General features: G+C 45.4%; 12 protein-coding genes and 1 pseudogene. 6 read left to right on the top strand and 7 right to left on the bottom strand.

Annotated features, from left to right (window positions below; genetic code table 11):
• Positions 1–85 precede the first annotated feature (85 nt).
• Both F0229_RS03225 and F0229_RS03220 read right to left on the bottom strand, forming a co-directional pair.
• Positions 86–529: a hypothetical protein gene (locus tag F0229_RS03225; RefSeq protein ID WP_171732212.1), complete on the bottom strand. Its 444-nt coding sequence runs from the start codon at positions 527–529 to the stop codon at positions 86–88.
• Positions 530–1,099: 570 nt separating this feature from the next.
• Entirely contained in the window at positions 1,100–1,996 is an 897-nt protein-coding gene (locus F0229_RS03220; protein ID WP_171732221.1) for a LysR family transcriptional regulator, read from the bottom strand.
• A gap of 99 nt (positions 1,997–2,095) precedes the next feature.
• Between F0229_RS03220 and F0229_RS03215 the strand changes: the two genes are divergently transcribed.
• Entirely contained in the window at positions 2,096–2,980 is an 885-nt protein-coding gene (locus F0229_RS03215; RefSeq protein ID WP_171732211.1) for an SMP-30/gluconolactonase/LRE family protein, read from the top strand.
• Between the two features lie 112 nt (positions 2,981–3,092).
• On the opposite strand, the gene F0229_RS03210 is transcribed toward F0229_RS03215, so the two are convergent.
• The 3 genes and pseudogenes from F0229_RS03210 to F0229_RS03200 form a co-directional block, all read right to left on the bottom strand.
• Positions 3,093–3,986 (bottom strand): DMT family transporter, encoded by an 894-nt coding sequence (locus tag F0229_RS03210; protein ID WP_102332974.1) that lies wholly within the window; start codon positions 3,984–3,986, stop codon positions 3,093–3,095.
• Between the two features lie 244 nt (positions 3,987–4,230).
• Entirely contained in the window at positions 4,231–4,626 is a 396-nt protein-coding gene (locus tag F0229_RS03205) for a pentapeptide repeat-containing protein (RefSeq protein ID WP_171732210.1), read from the bottom strand.
• Positions 4,627–4,790: 164 nt separating this feature from the next.
• Positions 4,791–6,028 (bottom strand): annotated as a pseudogene (locus tag F0229_RS03200) (amidohydrolase family protein).
• A 267-nt stretch (positions 6,029–6,295) separates the two neighbouring features.
• On the opposite strand from F0229_RS03200, the gene F0229_RS03195 reads away from it, so the two are divergent.
• The gene (locus F0229_RS03195; RefSeq protein ID WP_017068109.1) at positions 6,296–6,784 is read left to right on the top strand and encodes a hypothetical protein; all 489 of its coding nucleotides are present in this window, start codon (positions 6,296–6,298) and stop codon (positions 6,782–6,784) included.
• A 99-nt stretch (positions 6,785–6,883) separates the two neighbouring features.
• Here the strand turns inward: F0229_RS03195 and F0229_RS03190 are convergent, their stop codons facing one another.
• Complete coding sequence (locus tag F0229_RS03190; RefSeq protein WP_171732209.1) at positions 6,884–8,650, bottom strand: amidohydrolase; 1,767 nt, start codon at positions 8,648–8,650, stop codon at positions 6,884–6,886.
• 320 nt (positions 8,651–8,970) lie between these two features.
• On the opposite strand from F0229_RS03190, the gene F0229_RS03185 reads away from it, so the two are divergent.
• On the top strand, positions 8,971–9,489 hold the full coding sequence (locus F0229_RS03185) for a lipocalin family protein (RefSeq protein ID WP_017060193.1): 519 nt from the start codon (positions 8,971–8,973) through the stop codon (positions 9,487–9,489).
• Between the two features lie 94 nt (positions 9,490–9,583).
• Here the strand turns inward: F0229_RS03185 and F0229_RS03180 are convergent, their stop codons facing one another.
• Positions 9,584–10,198, bottom strand: a complete 615-nt coding sequence (locus tag F0229_RS03180) for a TetR/AcrR family transcriptional regulator (protein WP_102393158.1) — start codon at positions 10,196–10,198, stop codon at positions 9,584–9,586.
• A 236-nt stretch (positions 10,199–10,434) separates the two neighbouring features.
• Here F0229_RS03180 and F0229_RS03175 point away from each other — a divergent pair, with 236 nt between their 5' ends.
• The 3 genes from F0229_RS03175 (at position 10,435) to cyoA (ending at position 16,287) form a co-directional block, all read left to right on the top strand.
• Positions 10,435–11,550 carry an efflux RND transporter periplasmic adaptor subunit gene (locus tag F0229_RS03175; RefSeq protein ID WP_171732208.1) on the top strand — a complete coding sequence of 372 codons (1,116 nt, stop codon included), beginning with the start codon at positions 10,435–10,437 and terminating at the stop codon, positions 11,548–11,550.
• Between the two features lie 8 nt (positions 11,551–11,558).
• Positions 11,559–14,657: an efflux RND transporter permease subunit gene (locus F0229_RS03170; protein WP_171732207.1), complete on the top strand. Its 3,099-nt coding sequence runs from the start codon at positions 11,559–11,561 to the stop codon at positions 14,655–14,657.
• 733 nt (positions 14,658–15,390) lie between these two features.
• Positions 15,391–16,287 carry a ubiquinol oxidase subunit II gene (cyoA, locus tag F0229_RS03165; RefSeq protein ID WP_171732206.1) on the top strand — a complete coding sequence of 299 codons (897 nt, stop codon included), beginning with the start codon at positions 15,391–15,393 and terminating at the stop codon, positions 16,285–16,287.

Here is a 16,287-nt window from a genome sequence, read left to right as displayed (position 1 = left end):
TGATATCAGGAACTGTGCGCCTGTTGGTGACGTTCACCTAAATCCAGAAAGAGAAGCTGCTTAATAAGTAAGCAAATGATGACAACTACCTTGAAAAACACCGATTGTGAGCATGAAGACCATTCATCTCACATTTATCTATCCTTACGGATTTAATTTGTCCGTTGGAAAAAGAGCCTAAATTGTAACAACCAATAAGTTGAAATATCTTTTCTGGCTGATTATACGAGTCAAATGAATTACTGAAACCTTCTGGAAAATAGATGTTATCAAAGCGTATAATCAGTTCTGATTCCTGATTTTTTATCAGAATTTCAAGCTGCTCATCAAATTTATTTTTTTCGAATTGACGTGATTTAGGACTGTAATCTGCCTTTTCACCAATAAAAAAAACCTTCGGTCCTATGTAGTACTTCGGGGTGTGTAATAAACAGTAATGATGGCCATTCCTATCTTGATAAACTATCTCAGGAGAGATAGCTCTACAATCTGATCCTTTAGATCCACCCCAGTGGTAGCATGTTGCCACTTTCTAATACTCCTTCAAGCATATGACGCCTTATAGACGGACTTTTCCGTCTTTGCATTCCGTCTATGTTGCTGCCATTTATTATGAAACTCAACTGGTATCAACCTGTTATGTGAATCGGCATATAGTTGTGGGGTCGAATTACGGAAAAACTCCGTAAAAAGTGAACAACGTACGGATTAGATCAACTTGGTCTATTGGTGTACTGTTCAGGTGTTCCGTTTGCAGGTTCTGAGAAGGTTTGGGGCAAATCCGTGTTAGTCCTACTAAAAATCCCCTCCTAGCCTCCCCTTAATCAGTATCTACAATCCATTGTGGTTCGTAGAAAGGGGAGGAACTGAATACAGATCGTTACATGTGCAGTTACACATTCAGCGCTAAAGAAGGTTCTCCCCCTCGGTCGTCAATCTAGAGGGGGGATAAACTTAATTGGAGGGGGAGTTAGAGGGGGTGGGTGTTTCAAAATCGACGAATACACGGCAGCCTATCAGCTATTGAAAGCACTGCGATTGAGCCTGATATGAATGGAACGCACATACGTTCCAATTGAAAGGTTTAGCGTTCTAAAACTCACAACGTATAAGCGTTATTCGATTCCAACCACTCTTTTACGGCTCGGTTAAAAGTGACCAACTTCTGCGGTGTTACCCTTCTTTGAGCATAGATAAGGCTTAGCTTTTGGGCTTTTATCGACCATTCTGGGAACACGTGAATAAGCTTACCTTGTTTGATCTGCTCTTCAACTTGATAGAACGGCAAGCTGGCGACACCTATCCCTTGCATCGCTAACTCTAAAATTGAACTGTAGGTATTAGAGCTAACACTTCCGGTTACTTCAACATGGTAGGTTTGTTCGCCATTGCTCAACTCCAGCTGATTCCAGCGTTCATTTTGACTGTTAAGAATGAAGCTGCATTTATGGATGTCTTTAGTGGTGGCAAGTGGGTTAGTCGATGCGTAACCCGCACTGCAAACCAGAACATTGCGGATATGTCCGAGATCGTTGGCAATCACATCATTAGGGAGTTCATCGTAGGCTCGGAAAGCAATGTCAAAGTCGCCAGACTCTATCTTCTTTTTCATCGGCCCAAAGTCGAGAATCAAATCCACTTTTGGGTACTCTTGCTTGAAAGTAGGGATGATATGACGACAAAGCGCACGCCCAAACTCTATCGGCGCGGTAATTTTCAAATCGCCTGCCACTTCCTGCGTCATGTCTAAGACACGCATTTCCGCTTCGATTGCTAATAGTTGAATTTGCTTCGCTTTCGAATACAACTCTTCACCCACTTCCGTGAGGCTGATAGAACGAGTCGTTCTGTGAAACAGCTTAGAATTCAATGTTTCTTCGAGTCGTTGTACATGCCGAGACACCAAACCTTTTGACACATCCAATACTTCAGCGGCCTTGGTGAAGCTTTGCTCTTCGGCGACAGTCAAGAAGGTCTGCATATAAATCAAATTCATCATTAACATCATTTAGTAAACAGTGAAGTCATTTTGTACTGTTTTTCTCACTCCTTCAAGCAACTAAGATTCAAAACGTAAACAGAAAGGAGAAGAACAATGAACAAATTACTACTTATTACCGCTGCAATGGCTGCCTCTGTGAATGTTTCAGCTGCCTCTGTTGTAGAAAGCAACCCAACATTGGTTGGAGACTCATTCGGCTTTGTTGAAGGCCCTACATGGGATGTGGAACATCAACGTTTCTTGTTTAGCGATATTCCAAATAACACAACCTATTCTTACGACCTTAACGGCAAGTTGAGCGTTTTTGATGACAATTCTGGCTATGCCAATGGTCTCGATATTGATGCCAAAGGCAACCTGTGGGCTGCCCGCCATGATAGAAAGCTGTCGTACCGTCAGGGCAACGGAGAGAAAGTGATTGTCGCTGCAACGTATAACGGCAAGCTGCTTAATAGCCCGAACGATTTAACCGTTAATAGCGATGGAAGCGTGTGGTTTACCGATCCTCCGTTTGGTATCCAAGGTTACGGCCCAGCAAAGGCAGAACCAGAGCAAGCGGTTAATGGCGTTTATCGTTACCTAAATGGTGATCTAAAGTTGATCACTGGAGAGTTCAAGTTACCAAACGGCATCGCTTTTTCTTCTGATGAATCTTCGTTATACGTTGCCGACACATCTGATGGCTGGGTATACCGATTTGATGTTGATGGACAGTCACTCAGCAATAAGACGCAATTTGCTCAAGTGAAAGCGGAGTCTGGCTCTGAACCTATGGTTGATGGCGTTGCTGTTGATGCCGATGACAACCTCTTTGTTGCAGCGCATGGTGGCGTGGGTGTGTTCGATAAAGACGGTAAGCAAATAGACTTCATTGCTATCGATGCGGGCCATATCAGCAATCTAGAAATTGGCGGGAAACAGCAAGATTTACTGATGGTAACGGCATACAACAAAGTGTTGGTGTTCAAGCTTAAGTAATACCTTACACAAACGAAAATAAAAAGGGACGGGTAGAAATACCGGTCCCTTTTCTCATTTGAATAGGTCGAAAGTGGGTTAGCTCGATGCGCAGTAATGATGCTGCCGACGATTAAGGCTTAGGCTGATTAGCTTCTATATCAAGGGCCGTCTGGTTTGGCCTACTGAAATACTTCTTCCATTTTATTGGCATCATAGGAATGACGATCAGGCTAATACCGACAAGGGTCAACATGTCTGGAATCTCGTCAAACCACATCACGCCAAATAGGGTCACAAACACCAACCCCGAATATTCTGCGAGAGCAATTTGGTTTGCTGGCGCTTTTTTATAAGCGACCACCACAAGGGCATGGTACCCCAGAACGAATAGGTTGATTGCCATAATCCACCCAACATGACGCCATTCAATCGCCGCCCATGCAGGCAGAGCAAGAGCCAACGCCAGCGGTAGAGTCATCACACTGGTCCAAAATAGTGTCGAGATAATGTGTTGTTCTGCGTGAAGACGTTTAATCAAAATATTGCCGACACCCATCGCGAGCGCACTGCCTAACCCTGCAATAGCGGCCCAGTGAAATTGCTCTGGACGCAACACGATTAACACACCCACGAAACCAATCAATGTCGCCACCACTTTTGATGATGTCGGCTTCTCTTTCAGTAAAACAATAGAAAGCGGGAGCATAAGAATGGGCCCAACATAGAACATCGCATTTGCGGTCGCCAACGTTAGGTGTGTGATGGCAATCATTGCGCAGCCACTACCTACTAGGATGAATTGAGCCCGTAAGAAGTTGATGCGACAGCCACCTTGCATGCGCGTCTCTCTGGGTAGCTTTAGCCAAAAAGGAAGCAGCAACATCACGCTCAATAGCTGGCGGATAAACACATATTGGAACGTGGGCACTTCGCCATTCAGTACTTTTAGTGAAACGTCTGAAAAGGAGGCGAGCAGGTTGGCGAATACTAAGAGCAAAATCGCGTGGTTGGTGGCTTTGGTCATACAGAAACGGCGCTACATATTTGTCATACAATTATGGGCGCACATAATACATGAGAATCGAAAATATGTAAGAACAAAAAACCAAGTAAGAACAATGTCGTTCGATGCTTAGTGATATGGGGTGCGAGATCTGCTATTACGACCTGAGTTCAGTAGGTGAGTGCCCAGTCCAATTCGGTATTTATCGAATAATCGAATGAATATGCAACAATATCAGCGCATTGGAGATCATCGCTGCTTGAACCTACTTGGCAGAGAGACACTGTCGGGTAGGATCTCGCAACTCAATAATGGTATTGCTTGTGTCGATTCGTTTGAAAGCAGAGTCACTGACTTGGGCATTGCTGAAATCGGTACGGAATAAATCGGCGCGCAGTAAATCGACGTTGAGCATTTGGGCGTAACTCATGTTGGCGTTACGCAAGTCAGCATCGCGGAAGCTGGTATTGTTGAGGTTCGTGTGGCTGAAATTGGCGTAGGTGATATCAGCCTCATTCATGTTCGCACCCGATAAATCGGCGCCACTAAAATCAGTACGTATCAGGTTGGCGCAACGAAGGTCAACATCTTGAAGCGCTAGATTACTTAGATCGGTATTACCTAATTGTGCTCGTTCGCCGCCTTGGTTTTCCAACCACAATTTATGCTGATCTAAAATAGAATCGAGTTGTTGTCAGAGTTTGTTGGTCGAAAGCGAGATCAGTTTTAGGCGATTCAAAGAAAAGCAAACAACCAAGTTAGTCATCTCGGTTATTTGCTTTAGATTTGTTGCTTTTATGGTGAATGGACGAGCGCTTTTCGAGGTTAAAGCGTGTTTTTGTACACCTTGCCGTCTTTCATGATCAGTTTTAGTGTCTCTGTGTTTGCCACACAAGCAACACTTTCCAGTGGGTTGCCATCGATGATCAATAAGTCGGCATACACGCCTTCAACGATCTGACCTAACTTGCCTTCTTGGTATGGGTGTTGATAAGTCGACATTTCGAACAGGCGTCCACAGTTTGATGTCGCCATGCGAAGCGCGGTGATGGTATCGAATACTTGCTCAATCGCACCAAGTTCATTCAATTGTGTCGCATGAACGTTGGTTTCACCCACACAGTCGGTACCAAAGGCGATGTTTTGGATATCGTATTTCTTAATCAGTTCTGCCGACTTGAACATGGCTTTACCTACGCGTTCTGTTTTGCGGTATGTCTCTTCGTTTGGTAGTGGGATCTTACGCTCTGCAATCAATGAAGAGGTAAAGTAAGAAGGAATCACCCAAATGCCTTTCTCTTTAATGATCTCGGCAATGTCGTCGTCCATGATGGTCGCGTGTTCGAAAGACATCACGCCCGCTTCAGCTGCTCGGCGCAGCGACATAAGTGCCGTAATCTGAAGCGGCATCAACCGCAGCTTTCATCTCTTCAGATGTGAACTGCAATGTGTCTAGCGGATCAAACGTTGAAGATGCGCCACCACCCGCCATGATCTTGATTTGGGATGCGCCCATAAATAGCTGTTCGCGAACCGCTTTTAAGACTTCTGAACGACCATCTGCCACTTTCATTGCGCCAAGCTTCCTCATAGGTGAGTCTTCATGGCCGTTTGCTAAACGCTCTTGTGCTTGGTTTTGACGGTAATCGGAGTGACCACAGGTTTGTGAGATAGCTGCCATTGAAGGCAGAATACGTGGGCCAGTGGCATAGCCGTTGTCGATACTGGTTTTTAAGGCCAAGCGTGTTACCTGCTACATCACGAATGGTGGTAAAGCCACGCATTAACATCTCTTCAGAAATCTTTGCTGAGCGAATCGCCACTTCTTCACGCGTCATGGTATCAATGACATTGAATGGTGCAGATAAAGTGATATGAACGTGCGCATCAATCAGGCCTGACATGACCGTGCCACCTTGAGCATCAATCGTTTCATCGGCAATCGTTGGGTCAATCTCTCCAATCTGAGTGATCAAGTTATCTTCGATGAGGATTGATACGTTCTCGATTAAGTTGTTATCAACACCGTTAAATACGTTCGCGTTAGTGATTAGTTTTTTCATAATCTGCACCTTTTGGAAATGAGTGTGTGTCGCTGATGGAGTCATCTTATGGGGCGCAGCATTTGAAGAATGGCCATTTGGTGACAGTGATGAATTGGGCGTGTTTTTGCTATTGTTATAAGAGAGGCAAAGGGGATTTTTGTCGAATCATTAATTTGAGGAATGAATGTTGGCGATGTCATGAAATGGTAAGTTTTGCTTCGATTCGAACGCTAAGATGTATTTCAAATCAAGGCGACTTATCAAATTAGATTAGAGAGAGACAGAATGACTAAATCAGACAAAGTTTACGGGTTCAACACACCACAACGTCTATTCGTAGGTTACACGTTAGCCGTGCTGGTGGACTTAGTAGTGCTTAACTTCTTCGATGAGTACTGGGACTTCGTCAACATTGAGTCTTTCACTATATCTTTGATTGCGGCGTTGTTGTTGCAGCTATTATTGAAGCTCTCTATTGGTTTAGAGCACAAGATTGCTGAACACTTCAAAAGCAAGCCGGGCACTGCACCTAAGGTGTACCGAGCAATCACCACTTACATTATCTTGGTGGGCTCAAAATTCGTGATGCTAGAAGCGATTAACCTTCTGTTCGGAGATAAGGTGAGTTTTACAGGACCTTGGGGCGGCGTGGTTGCTTTCTTCGCTGTGGTATTTACGATTCTGGTTGCGGAAGTGATTGTATCGAAGATCTACTTTGCTCTGGATGACAAACAAGATTCACATGTGAAAGCGCTTAAAGAGACCAACGCGTAACAGAACTAAAATACAGATGTGAATAACAGACGAGCCAGTTGAATAAGCTGGCTCGTTTTCGTTTGAGTTGCGATAACCAATTCGATACGCGAATTGGCTCTATTTTTCGTAAACCACGTTCCCGCGTAACACCGTCATCAACACCTGAGTTTTGGCGATTTGTCTTGCTGACACTGTGGTGATGTCGCGGTCGAGAATCGCGAAGTCCGCCGATTTTCCTACCTCAATAGATCCAGTGATGTCGTCGATGCCCAAGCTAGAAGCGGCATTAATCGTGTAAGCGTCGATAGCCGTGTAGATATCAGTTAGGCCCGTTTTACCCATGATTAAACTGTTCGCGATGCCGACCAAAGGGTTGATGTCGTGTACATTCCAATCACTACTTAAGGTGATATTCGCGTCGGTCTTGAGTATCGCGTCGAGGTTCATCATGGCTTTGGCACGGCGAGCACCAAGAAAAGCTTCGGCCCATTGGTGTTGATGCCTTGCAACGTAATCAGAGCCGACTTGGAAATCTGCGGTCACGTCTAATTGGCGAAAGCGTGGCACATCTTCATCATTGATTAATTCGACATGGGTTAGGGTGTAGGGTTTGGTTGAACCTTGTTTGCGAATACTTTCTATCGCATCAAGAGATTCACGAACCGCTCCATCACCAATGGCATGAATGTGGGCGCTAAAGCCGATTTTCTCGAGCGCAGTTAGCCACTCCTTCATTTGTTCTGGTGGAATATAGTTCAAGCCATTAGGAGACTGGGGCAGATAAGTATCTAAGTAGGGCGCGAGTGTTTTGGCGGTGCCGTTGATGAAGATGCCATCGCTGTACATTTTCACCTGATCGACAAGTAACAGATAGCTTTTATCGTCGGAATGCATTTTCTCAAAGACTTCTAATTGAGAAGACATCACCATCGATGGGTACACCCAAGGGCGTAGCGATACTCGCGCCGTTAAGTCTTGATTTTGCTCGGCCTCTAGCCAAACGTCATACCAACCTCGTTTCCAATACATGTGACCGTCGCCAATGGTGGTGATGCCGTGGGTTGCCGCTTCCTCAAGCCCGAACATTAAGCCTTGGTAGCTTTGCTCAAACAGTTCACTTTGGCTATTCCAAGCCATCTCCATCACTTGATCGCCAGCATTGTCTAGCAAGATGCCATTGAGCTTGCTGCTGTCTTGGTCTTTTAAATAAACACCGCCTTGTGGGTCTGGAGATTGTTGGCTGATTCGAGCGATTTTTAGTGCTTTTGAGCTGACCCACATCGAGTGTGAAGTCTGCTCCATAAGCACCACGGGGCGATTAGGGAAGACACTGTCGATGATCTCTAGTGGCGTGTAGTCAGAGTCGCTATCGAGCGTCGCTTCCAAAGAAAAACCATAGCCCATAAGCCAACCTCTGCCATCGGTATCAGCATTGATCTTACACGCTTCTAAGTAGGGGATTTGCTCTTCTAACGTTGCTTCAGAGTCGAGTTCACAATTGCCACCCAGCTCTGAGGCGGCTTCAAACACATGGTTATGGTTATCAATAAATCCCGGAAGGACAAAGGCATTGTCTAAATCAATGACATCAGTGCTTTGCCCTTGAAAAGTTTGCGCCTGTGATTGGTTACCAATGAAGATGATCTTGCCTTTGTGGGTAACGATCGAGTCCGACTCACAATGCCCGTATATATCAGCATTGATAAAGATCTGGTCAGCACTTTGGTTATGAACAGATGTTTGCGCTTGAACTGCTGTTTGTGTTTGAACTGCTGTTTGCGCTTGGACAACGGTGTTGGCTTGTGCAAGCACCGGCGCTACGGCCGATAAGCTTGTGAGTAATGCTATCCATGCAGTACGTGGCAGAGTGAGCTTGTTATTCATTATTATGTCTTCCATGTTCCACGGTTTAGTAAGTATAGAAAGCGAGTGGCGAGAATCATATCGTGAATTTTTAATAATAAAGTGTCCTTGGTTGCTCTCTTGTTTGAATGTAATTCCAGTGCCTTTTGAGGTGGTTGTGGGAATACAGCTCGTCAATAAAGGATTGCGAATCCATTCGCAGACTAAACAATTCACATAAGGTTCTGAATAAATTACAGTTAAGTGAGCTATAAAAATGGATTTAACGTATTACCAAGGATGTAAGTTTATGTTTTCAAGAGACTTACTCGCATTACTAATAAAAACAAGTCGAGGTTAGGATGAAAAAAATATTATTGCTGCTTAGCGTGATCTTATTGGGTGGTTGTGTTGGCATGCCCGAAACGGTAAAGCCTGTTCAACAGTTTGAGTTGGAACGATACCTAGGGAAATGGTACGAAGTGGCTCGTTTGGATCACTCGTTTGAGCGTGGCTTAGACAACATCAGCGCTGAATACAGCCTTCGTGATGATGGCGGCGTGAAGGTGATTAACCGTGGTTATTCGGCGGAAGAAGGTGAGTGGAACGAAGCGGAAGGAAAAGCGTACTTCGTTGAGGGCTCTGAACAAGGCTATTTGAAAGTGTCTTTCTTTGGCCCTTTCTACGGCGCTTATGTCGTGTTTGAATTAGACAAAGAGGGCTACCAATACGCGTTTGTTTCTGGGCCCGACACCGATTACTTATGGCTACTCGCAAGAACGCCTGAAGTCGCACCAGAAGTGATGGAGAAGTTTAAAGCCATGTCGAAAGAGCGTGGCTTCAATACCGATGAGCTGATCGTTGTGGAACATACCCAATAAACCGATCGCTGTTATTGCTGAGAGTGACTGATGATTGATAAGGCACAGAGGATGAATTTCTCTGTGCCTTTTTTATTCAAAGATAGAGCTACAATTAACGAGGCTGGTTGCCGTTCAAGAATAGCGCGACACATTCGCGAGTGTAGTGAAGCCTTTCTTCTTCGGATTCTCCGCTATCGTGACCGAAGAATGACCAATACGCCGATTTGCCGTGAAACATCAGCAACAGTTGGCGTGCTGCAATGACTGGTGAGCTTGATGTCGACAGTGTGAGATCACCAGAGTCTATTTTCGACTGCAAATAATCAGCAAGTAATTTGGTGGTTTTCTGAGGCCCAGTTTCTAAATAGATAGAGGCGATCTCTGGGTGCGTGTTGGATTGGCTCACAGCATTTTGAAAGGTCTGTCTGGACTGCTCATCAAGTAACAAATCTTGAAACTTCACACCAAACTTCACCAATTCGTCTTCCAAAGTGGCATTCATATCAAAAGCAGAAGGGCTGAGTTCGCGCTCGGCACACTTAGTTTGCATGCAGGTTTCGAAAAGCTCGTCTTTGTTTTTAAAGTGAGAGTAGACCGTTTGCTTGGAAACGTTCGCTGCTTTGGCTATTTGATCCATATTGATCTTGAAGCCATGTTCAGAGAAAAGTTGGCTGGCTGCGGTTAAGATCTGCGATCTCTTCTGTTCACTCTTGATGATTTTAGTCACGTGCTTGCTTCTCGTTACTTAGTGTTGTCTCGTTACCTAGTTTGTCTCTTTGCTTGGTGCCTGTTGGTGCTCAGTTCTATGTGTCTCGTTTTACGCTAAGCATTATGCTTTTTGTGATGGTTTTATCAATCATTAACGATGAAACTTATTTTTAACACAATCAAACTAGACAGTCTAGTTTGATTTGGTTAGTCTAAAAAAAGAACATAATTGAGTACCGCATAGGAACAGTACGTATGTATAAATTGATGAAGGGAAGCGCAGTGGCAGTGGCGTTGTCGGCTTTTCTTGTTGGATGTGGCGAAAAGGAACAAGCCCAAGAGTCGGTTGATTCAACCTCTGAAACGGCATCGAGCGTCCAAACTATTTTAACCGTGGAAACGATGTCCTTGGCGCTGTCTTCCTCTTATGCAGTACAACGCGAATATGTCGGTGTGGTTAAGGCGGGTCAACAGGCCAATTTAGGTTTCGAGTTGGCCGGAAAAGTAAACGAGATTCTGGTGGATGTCGGTGACACAGTCACAACGGGTCAGCCGTTGATCAGACTGGATACCCAACTTTTGGAAACCGAGTCTAGCCAACTGAAAGCGCAGGCTGAAGAAGTCAAAGCTCAATTGAGTTTGGTGGCAGCGAACCTTAAACGTCAACGTTCATTGAAAGCAAAAGGCTTCAGTGCTGAGGCGGAAATTGATTCGTTAACCAGTGAACAGCGCGTGTTGCAGGCGAACTTATTGCGTATTGATGCCTCGGTAAAAGGCAATGAATTGAAGTTGGTTAAGTCGACGGTTCGTGCGCCTTATTCGGGCACTATCGCGACGCGCTTTGTTTCGCTCGGAGATGTGGTGAATGTAGGGAATCCAACTCTTACACTGCTTGCCTCTGAAGGGAAAGAAGCCTTTATCGGTATTCCTGCCCATCAAATGAAAAAGGTTACTTCACTTTCCGCACCAAGTATTCGCGTCGGGCGAGATGAATTCGCTGTGAGCCTGTTGAATCCGGGCGCAATGGTTGACACACAGTCTCGCAGTGTCGGTTTGCGTTATCTGTTTCCTGAACAATCAGCGGTATTAGAAGGACAACTTGCCTATCTGAAATTTGACGAACAGATTGACGACCAAGGCTACTGGGTGCCATTAACGGGTTTGATTGATGGATTGCGCGGTGTGTGGAACATCTTTGTGATTGGTGAAGACAACAAGGTTGAGCGCCGAAGTGTTCAAGTGTTGTTTGCCAACAATCAACAAGCGTACGTGAGTGGGGCGATTGAAGACGGTGAACAAGTGATTGCCAGTGGCTTACATCGTTTAGTTCCCGGACAAACCGTGAAGCCAGCAAGCGTTACTGCTGAATAGGAAATAGCATGAAAATCATAGAGACTATTTCCAACACTCGACTGCTTATCTTAATGACCGCACTGCTGATGGTGAGTGGTATTTCGGCGTTCATGACGTTGCCACGTGCAGAAGATCCAGTAATCATCAACCGTTACGCGAACATTACTACCAGTTTCCCCGGAGCCAGTGCCGAGCGTGTTGAAACCTTGGTAACAGAAGTTATCGAGAACAAGCTGCGTGAGCTGAGTGAAGTTAAACTCGTGAGCTCGACGTCAAGGCCGGGCGTGTCTATTGTCACCTTAGAATTGAATGACACCATCACCGAACCTGAGCCGGTTTGGTCTCAAGCTCGCGACAAGCTATCTGACATCGAATCCATTTTGCCTGCGGGCTCTCATTCTCCCGATCTCGATAGCGACCATACCTATGCTTTTACAACCATCGCATCTCTAACCTGGTCTGGTGCAGGCGAGCCTGACAGGTTAACGCTGGGTCGTTATGCCAAAGAACTCGCTAAGCGACTAAGAACTTTGTCGGGTACTGAATTCGTTGATGAATACGGGATGCCACAAGAAGAGATTCAAATCAGTTTACGTACCGCAGATGCAGCCGCGCTTGGTCGTTCAAGTGCCAATATCGCAGAATCTTTGGAAGGAGCAGATGCGAAAAACTCTGCCGGTGAACTGGTCAGTGCTTATTCTCGCTTTGGCTTAGAAATTAAATCTGAACTGGATTCCATTGAACGCATTAAGCAAGTGCCAATAGCCACTGATAGCAAAGGTCACATCATCCGTATGGAAGACATTGCTTCGGTGAAACGTGGTGAGAAAACCCCACAAGACCAGATTGCTATTGTTGATGGTGAGCCGGGTGTGATTGTCGCGGCAAGAATGCACCCTGATCTGCGAGTTGATAACTGGACGTCGCGAGCTAATGCTCTGATTGGTAAATTTGAGCAAGAGTTACCAAGTAACGTTAAGGTGACCGTGCTCTTTAATCAGCAAGGTTATACCGAAACTCGCTTAGACGATTTAGGCAAAAGCTTGATGATCGGTTTCGGTCTGATCTTGATTGTTCTGTTTGTCACTTTAGGCGTGCGTGCCGCGATCTTAGTCGCCATTTCTCTGCCGTTAACCTCATTATTGACCTTGTCGATCATGAAAATGACCGGTGTGCCGATTAACCAAATGTCGGTGACAGGCCTAATTGTGGCGCTCGGGATCATGGTTGATAACGCGGTGGTGATGGTCGATACCATTCAAGCTTATCGTTTGAAAGGGCAACAACGAGCAGAAGCGACCATGAATGCATTGAAGCATTTATGGGTGCCGTTATTAGGCTCAACTTTAACTACCGTGTTGGCGTTTGCCCCGATTATCTTGATGCCGGGTGCATCGGGTGAGTTCGTCGGTGGTATTGCGATTACCGTTTCTTTCTCATTGATCGGCTCTTACATCATCTCGCACACCTTAATCGCAGGCTTAGCGACCAAGCTATTGCCGAAACAACTCAGTGATGTCGATAAGAAAGGGCAGCACCATTGGTACATGACGGGTTTGAGAATCCCGGCTTTGACGCGCTGGTTCTCATCTTCTGTCCGCTTTGGTGTCACGCATCCAATCATCACGATTGTTTTGGTGTTGTTGGTTCCGTTTACCGGTTACTGGAGTATGTCTCAGCTGACTGAGCAATTCTTCCCGCCATCAGACCGAGACATGTTTGAGATCCAGGTGTACATGCCGCCGCAAGCGAGCATTTATGCCACTAAAAACACCTCTGAAAAAATCGACGATATCATTCATCGTTACCCTGAAGTGGAGCGTATCGATTGGCTCGTGGGTGCAAACTTCCCATCCTTCTATTACAACCTGCAAGCAAGGCAAAATAATGCGCCATACTTCTCGCAAGCCATGGTGAAAACAGAGAACTTTGACCAAGCCAATACGCTAATTCCACAGTTGCAAAAGGTGTTGGATGAAGAGGTGCCGGAAGCACAAATCTTGGTACGTAAGCTTAACCAAGGGCCTCCATTTACCGCGCCCGTTGAACTGCGAGTGTATGGTGAAAACCTCGATACCCTAAAAGCGATTGGTGAAGATGTTCGTCTAATTTTGGCGGGTGTTCCTCATGTCACGCACACAAGGGAAACCCTGCAACCAGGTACTCCGAAGGTGTGGTTGAAGGTTGATGAAGACACCGCAAAGCTGAATGGTATTTCATTGAACCAGTTCGCAGGTATGCTGCAAACTACTCTGACAGGTCGTGAAAGTGGCTCTGTGATTGAAGGCAGTGAGTCGGTACCAATCCGTGTTCGTGTGGCAGATGAGGCGCGTGAAAACTTGGTTCACTTAAGCAATATTCGTCTGCCAATCAGTTCTGATGTCTACTCAACAGGGATCAATGTTTCGACGCTGGCAGAACTGGAATTGACGACCAGTCGTGGTGCGATTACCCGTCGTAACGGGCAACGAGTGAACACCATTGAAGGTTACATTGAAGCGGGTGTTTTACCTCAAACCGTCCTTAATGAATTCCAGAAACGCTTAGCAAGCTATCAGATGCCATCGGGTTATACGATTGGTTTCGGTGGTGAATCCGCTGAGCGTGATAATTCAGTTAACAGCCTTATCTCGAATGTCGCCGTTGTGGTGGTATTGATGGTGTTGGTGGTGGTGATGTCGTTCAACTCGTTCCGAATGAGCAGCATCATCTTCATGGTAGCAGGGTTGGCTGGTGGACTAGGGCTGTTGTCGGTATGGATCTTCGGTTATCCGTTCGGCTTTACGGTGATTATCGCGATGCTCGGGATTGCAGGCTTAGCGATTAACGCGGCCATTGTTATTCTGACGGAATTGAAACTCGATAAAGAGGCTTCATCAGGTAATGTAGATGCAGTCGTTGAAGCTGTGATGTCATGCACTCGACATATCAGTTCAACCACGATAACGACTGTTGGCGGCTTTATGCCATTGATCATTGCTGGCGGTGGTTTCTGGCCTCCGTTTGCGGTCGCGATTGTGGGTGGTACTGTGTTAACCACGCTTATCTCGTTCTACTTTGTGCCGGTGGTTTATCATTTGATGACTCGAAATCAGCGAAAAACCATCGCGACTCAAGCGGCATAACTGTTTTTTAATTTAACTGCTTTTCAATTGCCCATAATCGAGCCGTATCTGGCTCGATTATGGTGTTGTTATTCTCGATAAATTCATCCCAATTCCTACCATTGTGTTGTTCTTTTCACCGCTATAACGTTCTCAATTAGTCAAATTATCCTTTCTGTTAGTCATAATATTCTTTCAATTCGTCACATTAGTGCATCGGTGAATGCTTGTTTATCTAGTTGCTGAATGAGTGGGTGTTTTGAATAATCTAATCAGTGAATACCTTGTAAATGGTATGTGAATTCACAATCTTGACGGGCGTCACACTTCTATTTATTCGCTCTTTCTAATGTACCTTGAACTGGCTCTGAGCTGTGGTGACGCGCGAGTGTTTATCTGTTTTTTGTAAATCCCTTGTCAGCACTGGCTCCACCTATGTAGCACGCTGCTGGTGTGTGTCTTAATCCTCTTCTACTTCTTAGTTTTCTCATCCATAAATGGAAGGTTAGTTTCCAAGTTTGTTTGGTGAGCTTTCAAATTCAACTCTTCATAATGCGCCAAATGTAACAATGTATTTCAAAGTGTAACAATTAAGTCATGTTTCCTGTGTGGTTTTAACCCAGCGGTAACGGGCTCTATTGCATTGCTTTTTGAGATGCGGCGTTTCACATGCTCAACACATAAATATTCTAATGACCATGACAACCAGTACTCGGGCGTTCGTTCTGAGGCTGGATAACCATCGAGAAAGTTAATGGAAGCTTCAAGATATAAACGCATTTTATCGAGGACAAATTTGTCGAAGATTGGTTTGCTGGGAACCGTTCTGATGCTCGAAGGATGTAACTCCGCATTGCTCGACCCAAAAGGTAGCGTTGGCGTTCAGGAAAAAGAGCTGATTATCACGGCTCTGTTGCTGATGTTGATTGTCGTCATCCCAGTGATTCTGATGACCATCTACTTTGCTTACCGATACCGCGAAAGCAATACCACGGAAGAGTATGCACCAGACTGGGCGCACTCAACCAAAATTGAAATAGTGGTATGGACAATTCCAATCATCATTATTGCGATTCTAGCCACCATCACTTGGCGAACAACTCACGAACTGGAGCCATCTAAGCCTCTGGTGAGTGACGTTAAGCCTATGGTGATCGAAGTGGTCTCTCTGGACTGGAAGTGGCTGTTCATCTATCCGGAGCAAAACATTGCGACGGTTAACTATGTTGCGTTCCCGAAAGATGTACCGGTGACGTTTAAGCTAACTTCAGACAACATCATGAACGCGTTCTTTATCCCGCGTCTTGGTTCGCAGATCTACGCGATGCCAGGAATGGTGACCAAGCTGAATTTGATCGCGAACCACGAAGGTGACTTCAAAGGTTTTGCATCGAACTACAGTGGTAAAGGGTTCTCTCAAATGAAATTCACCGCATCAGCCATGCCTGATCAAGTGGCGTTTTTAAACTGGGTGGAGAAAGTGAAAGCAAGTCCTGATCGTATTGAAGATTGGGAGCAGTTCCGTTCATTGGCCGCGCCAAGTGTGGCTGAACCTGTGACTCTGTTTTCTAGTATCCCACCATTTTTATTCACTGATGTCGTGACCCAGCACCCTGGTTCAATGAACTGTTTGCCGGAAACCCAAGGATAA

This window comes from Vibrio sp. AIC-3 (assembly GCF_013114515.1).
Lineage (GTDB): Bacteria > Pseudomonadota > Gammaproteobacteria > Enterobacterales > Vibrionaceae > Vibrio > Vibrio crassostreae_C.
Note: the sequence above shows the minus strand (reverse complement) of the source record. Positions and strands in the feature narration are given on the sequence as shown.

Excerpts from the sequence above, each read along its gene's own strand:
- F0229_RS03220 (WP_171732221.1), bottom strand. The coding sequence starts at position 1,996 with ATGAATTTGATTTATATGCAGACCTTCTTGACTGTCGCCGAAGAGCAA.
- F0229_RS03215 (WP_171732211.1), top strand. The coding sequence starts at position 2,096 with ATGAACAAATTACTACTTATTACCGCTGCAATGGCTGCCTCTGTGAAT.
- F0229_RS03210 (WP_102332974.1), bottom strand. The coding sequence starts at position 3,986 with ATGACCAAAGCCACCAACCACGCGATTTTGCTCTTAGTATTCGCCAAC.
- F0229_RS03195 (WP_017068109.1), top strand. The coding sequence starts at position 6,296 with ATGACTAAATCAGACAAAGTTTACGGGTTCAACACACCACAACGTCTA.
- F0229_RS03190 (WP_171732209.1), bottom strand. The coding sequence starts at position 8,650 with ATGAATAACAAGCTCACTCTGCCACGTACTGCATGGATAGCATTACTC.
- F0229_RS03185 (WP_017060193.1), top strand. The coding sequence starts at position 8,971 with ATGAAAAAAATATTATTGCTGCTTAGCGTGATCTTATTGGGTGGTTGT.
- F0229_RS03175 (WP_171732208.1), top strand. The coding sequence starts at position 10,435 with ATGTATAAATTGATGAAGGGAAGCGCAGTGGCAGTGGCGTTGTCGGCT.
- F0229_RS03170 (WP_171732207.1), top strand. The coding sequence starts at position 11,559 with ATGAAAATCATAGAGACTATTTCCAACACTCGACTGCTTATCTTAATG.
- cyoA (WP_171732206.1), top strand. The coding sequence starts at position 15,391 with ATGGAAGCTTCAAGATATAAACGCATTTTATCGAGGACAAATTTGTCG.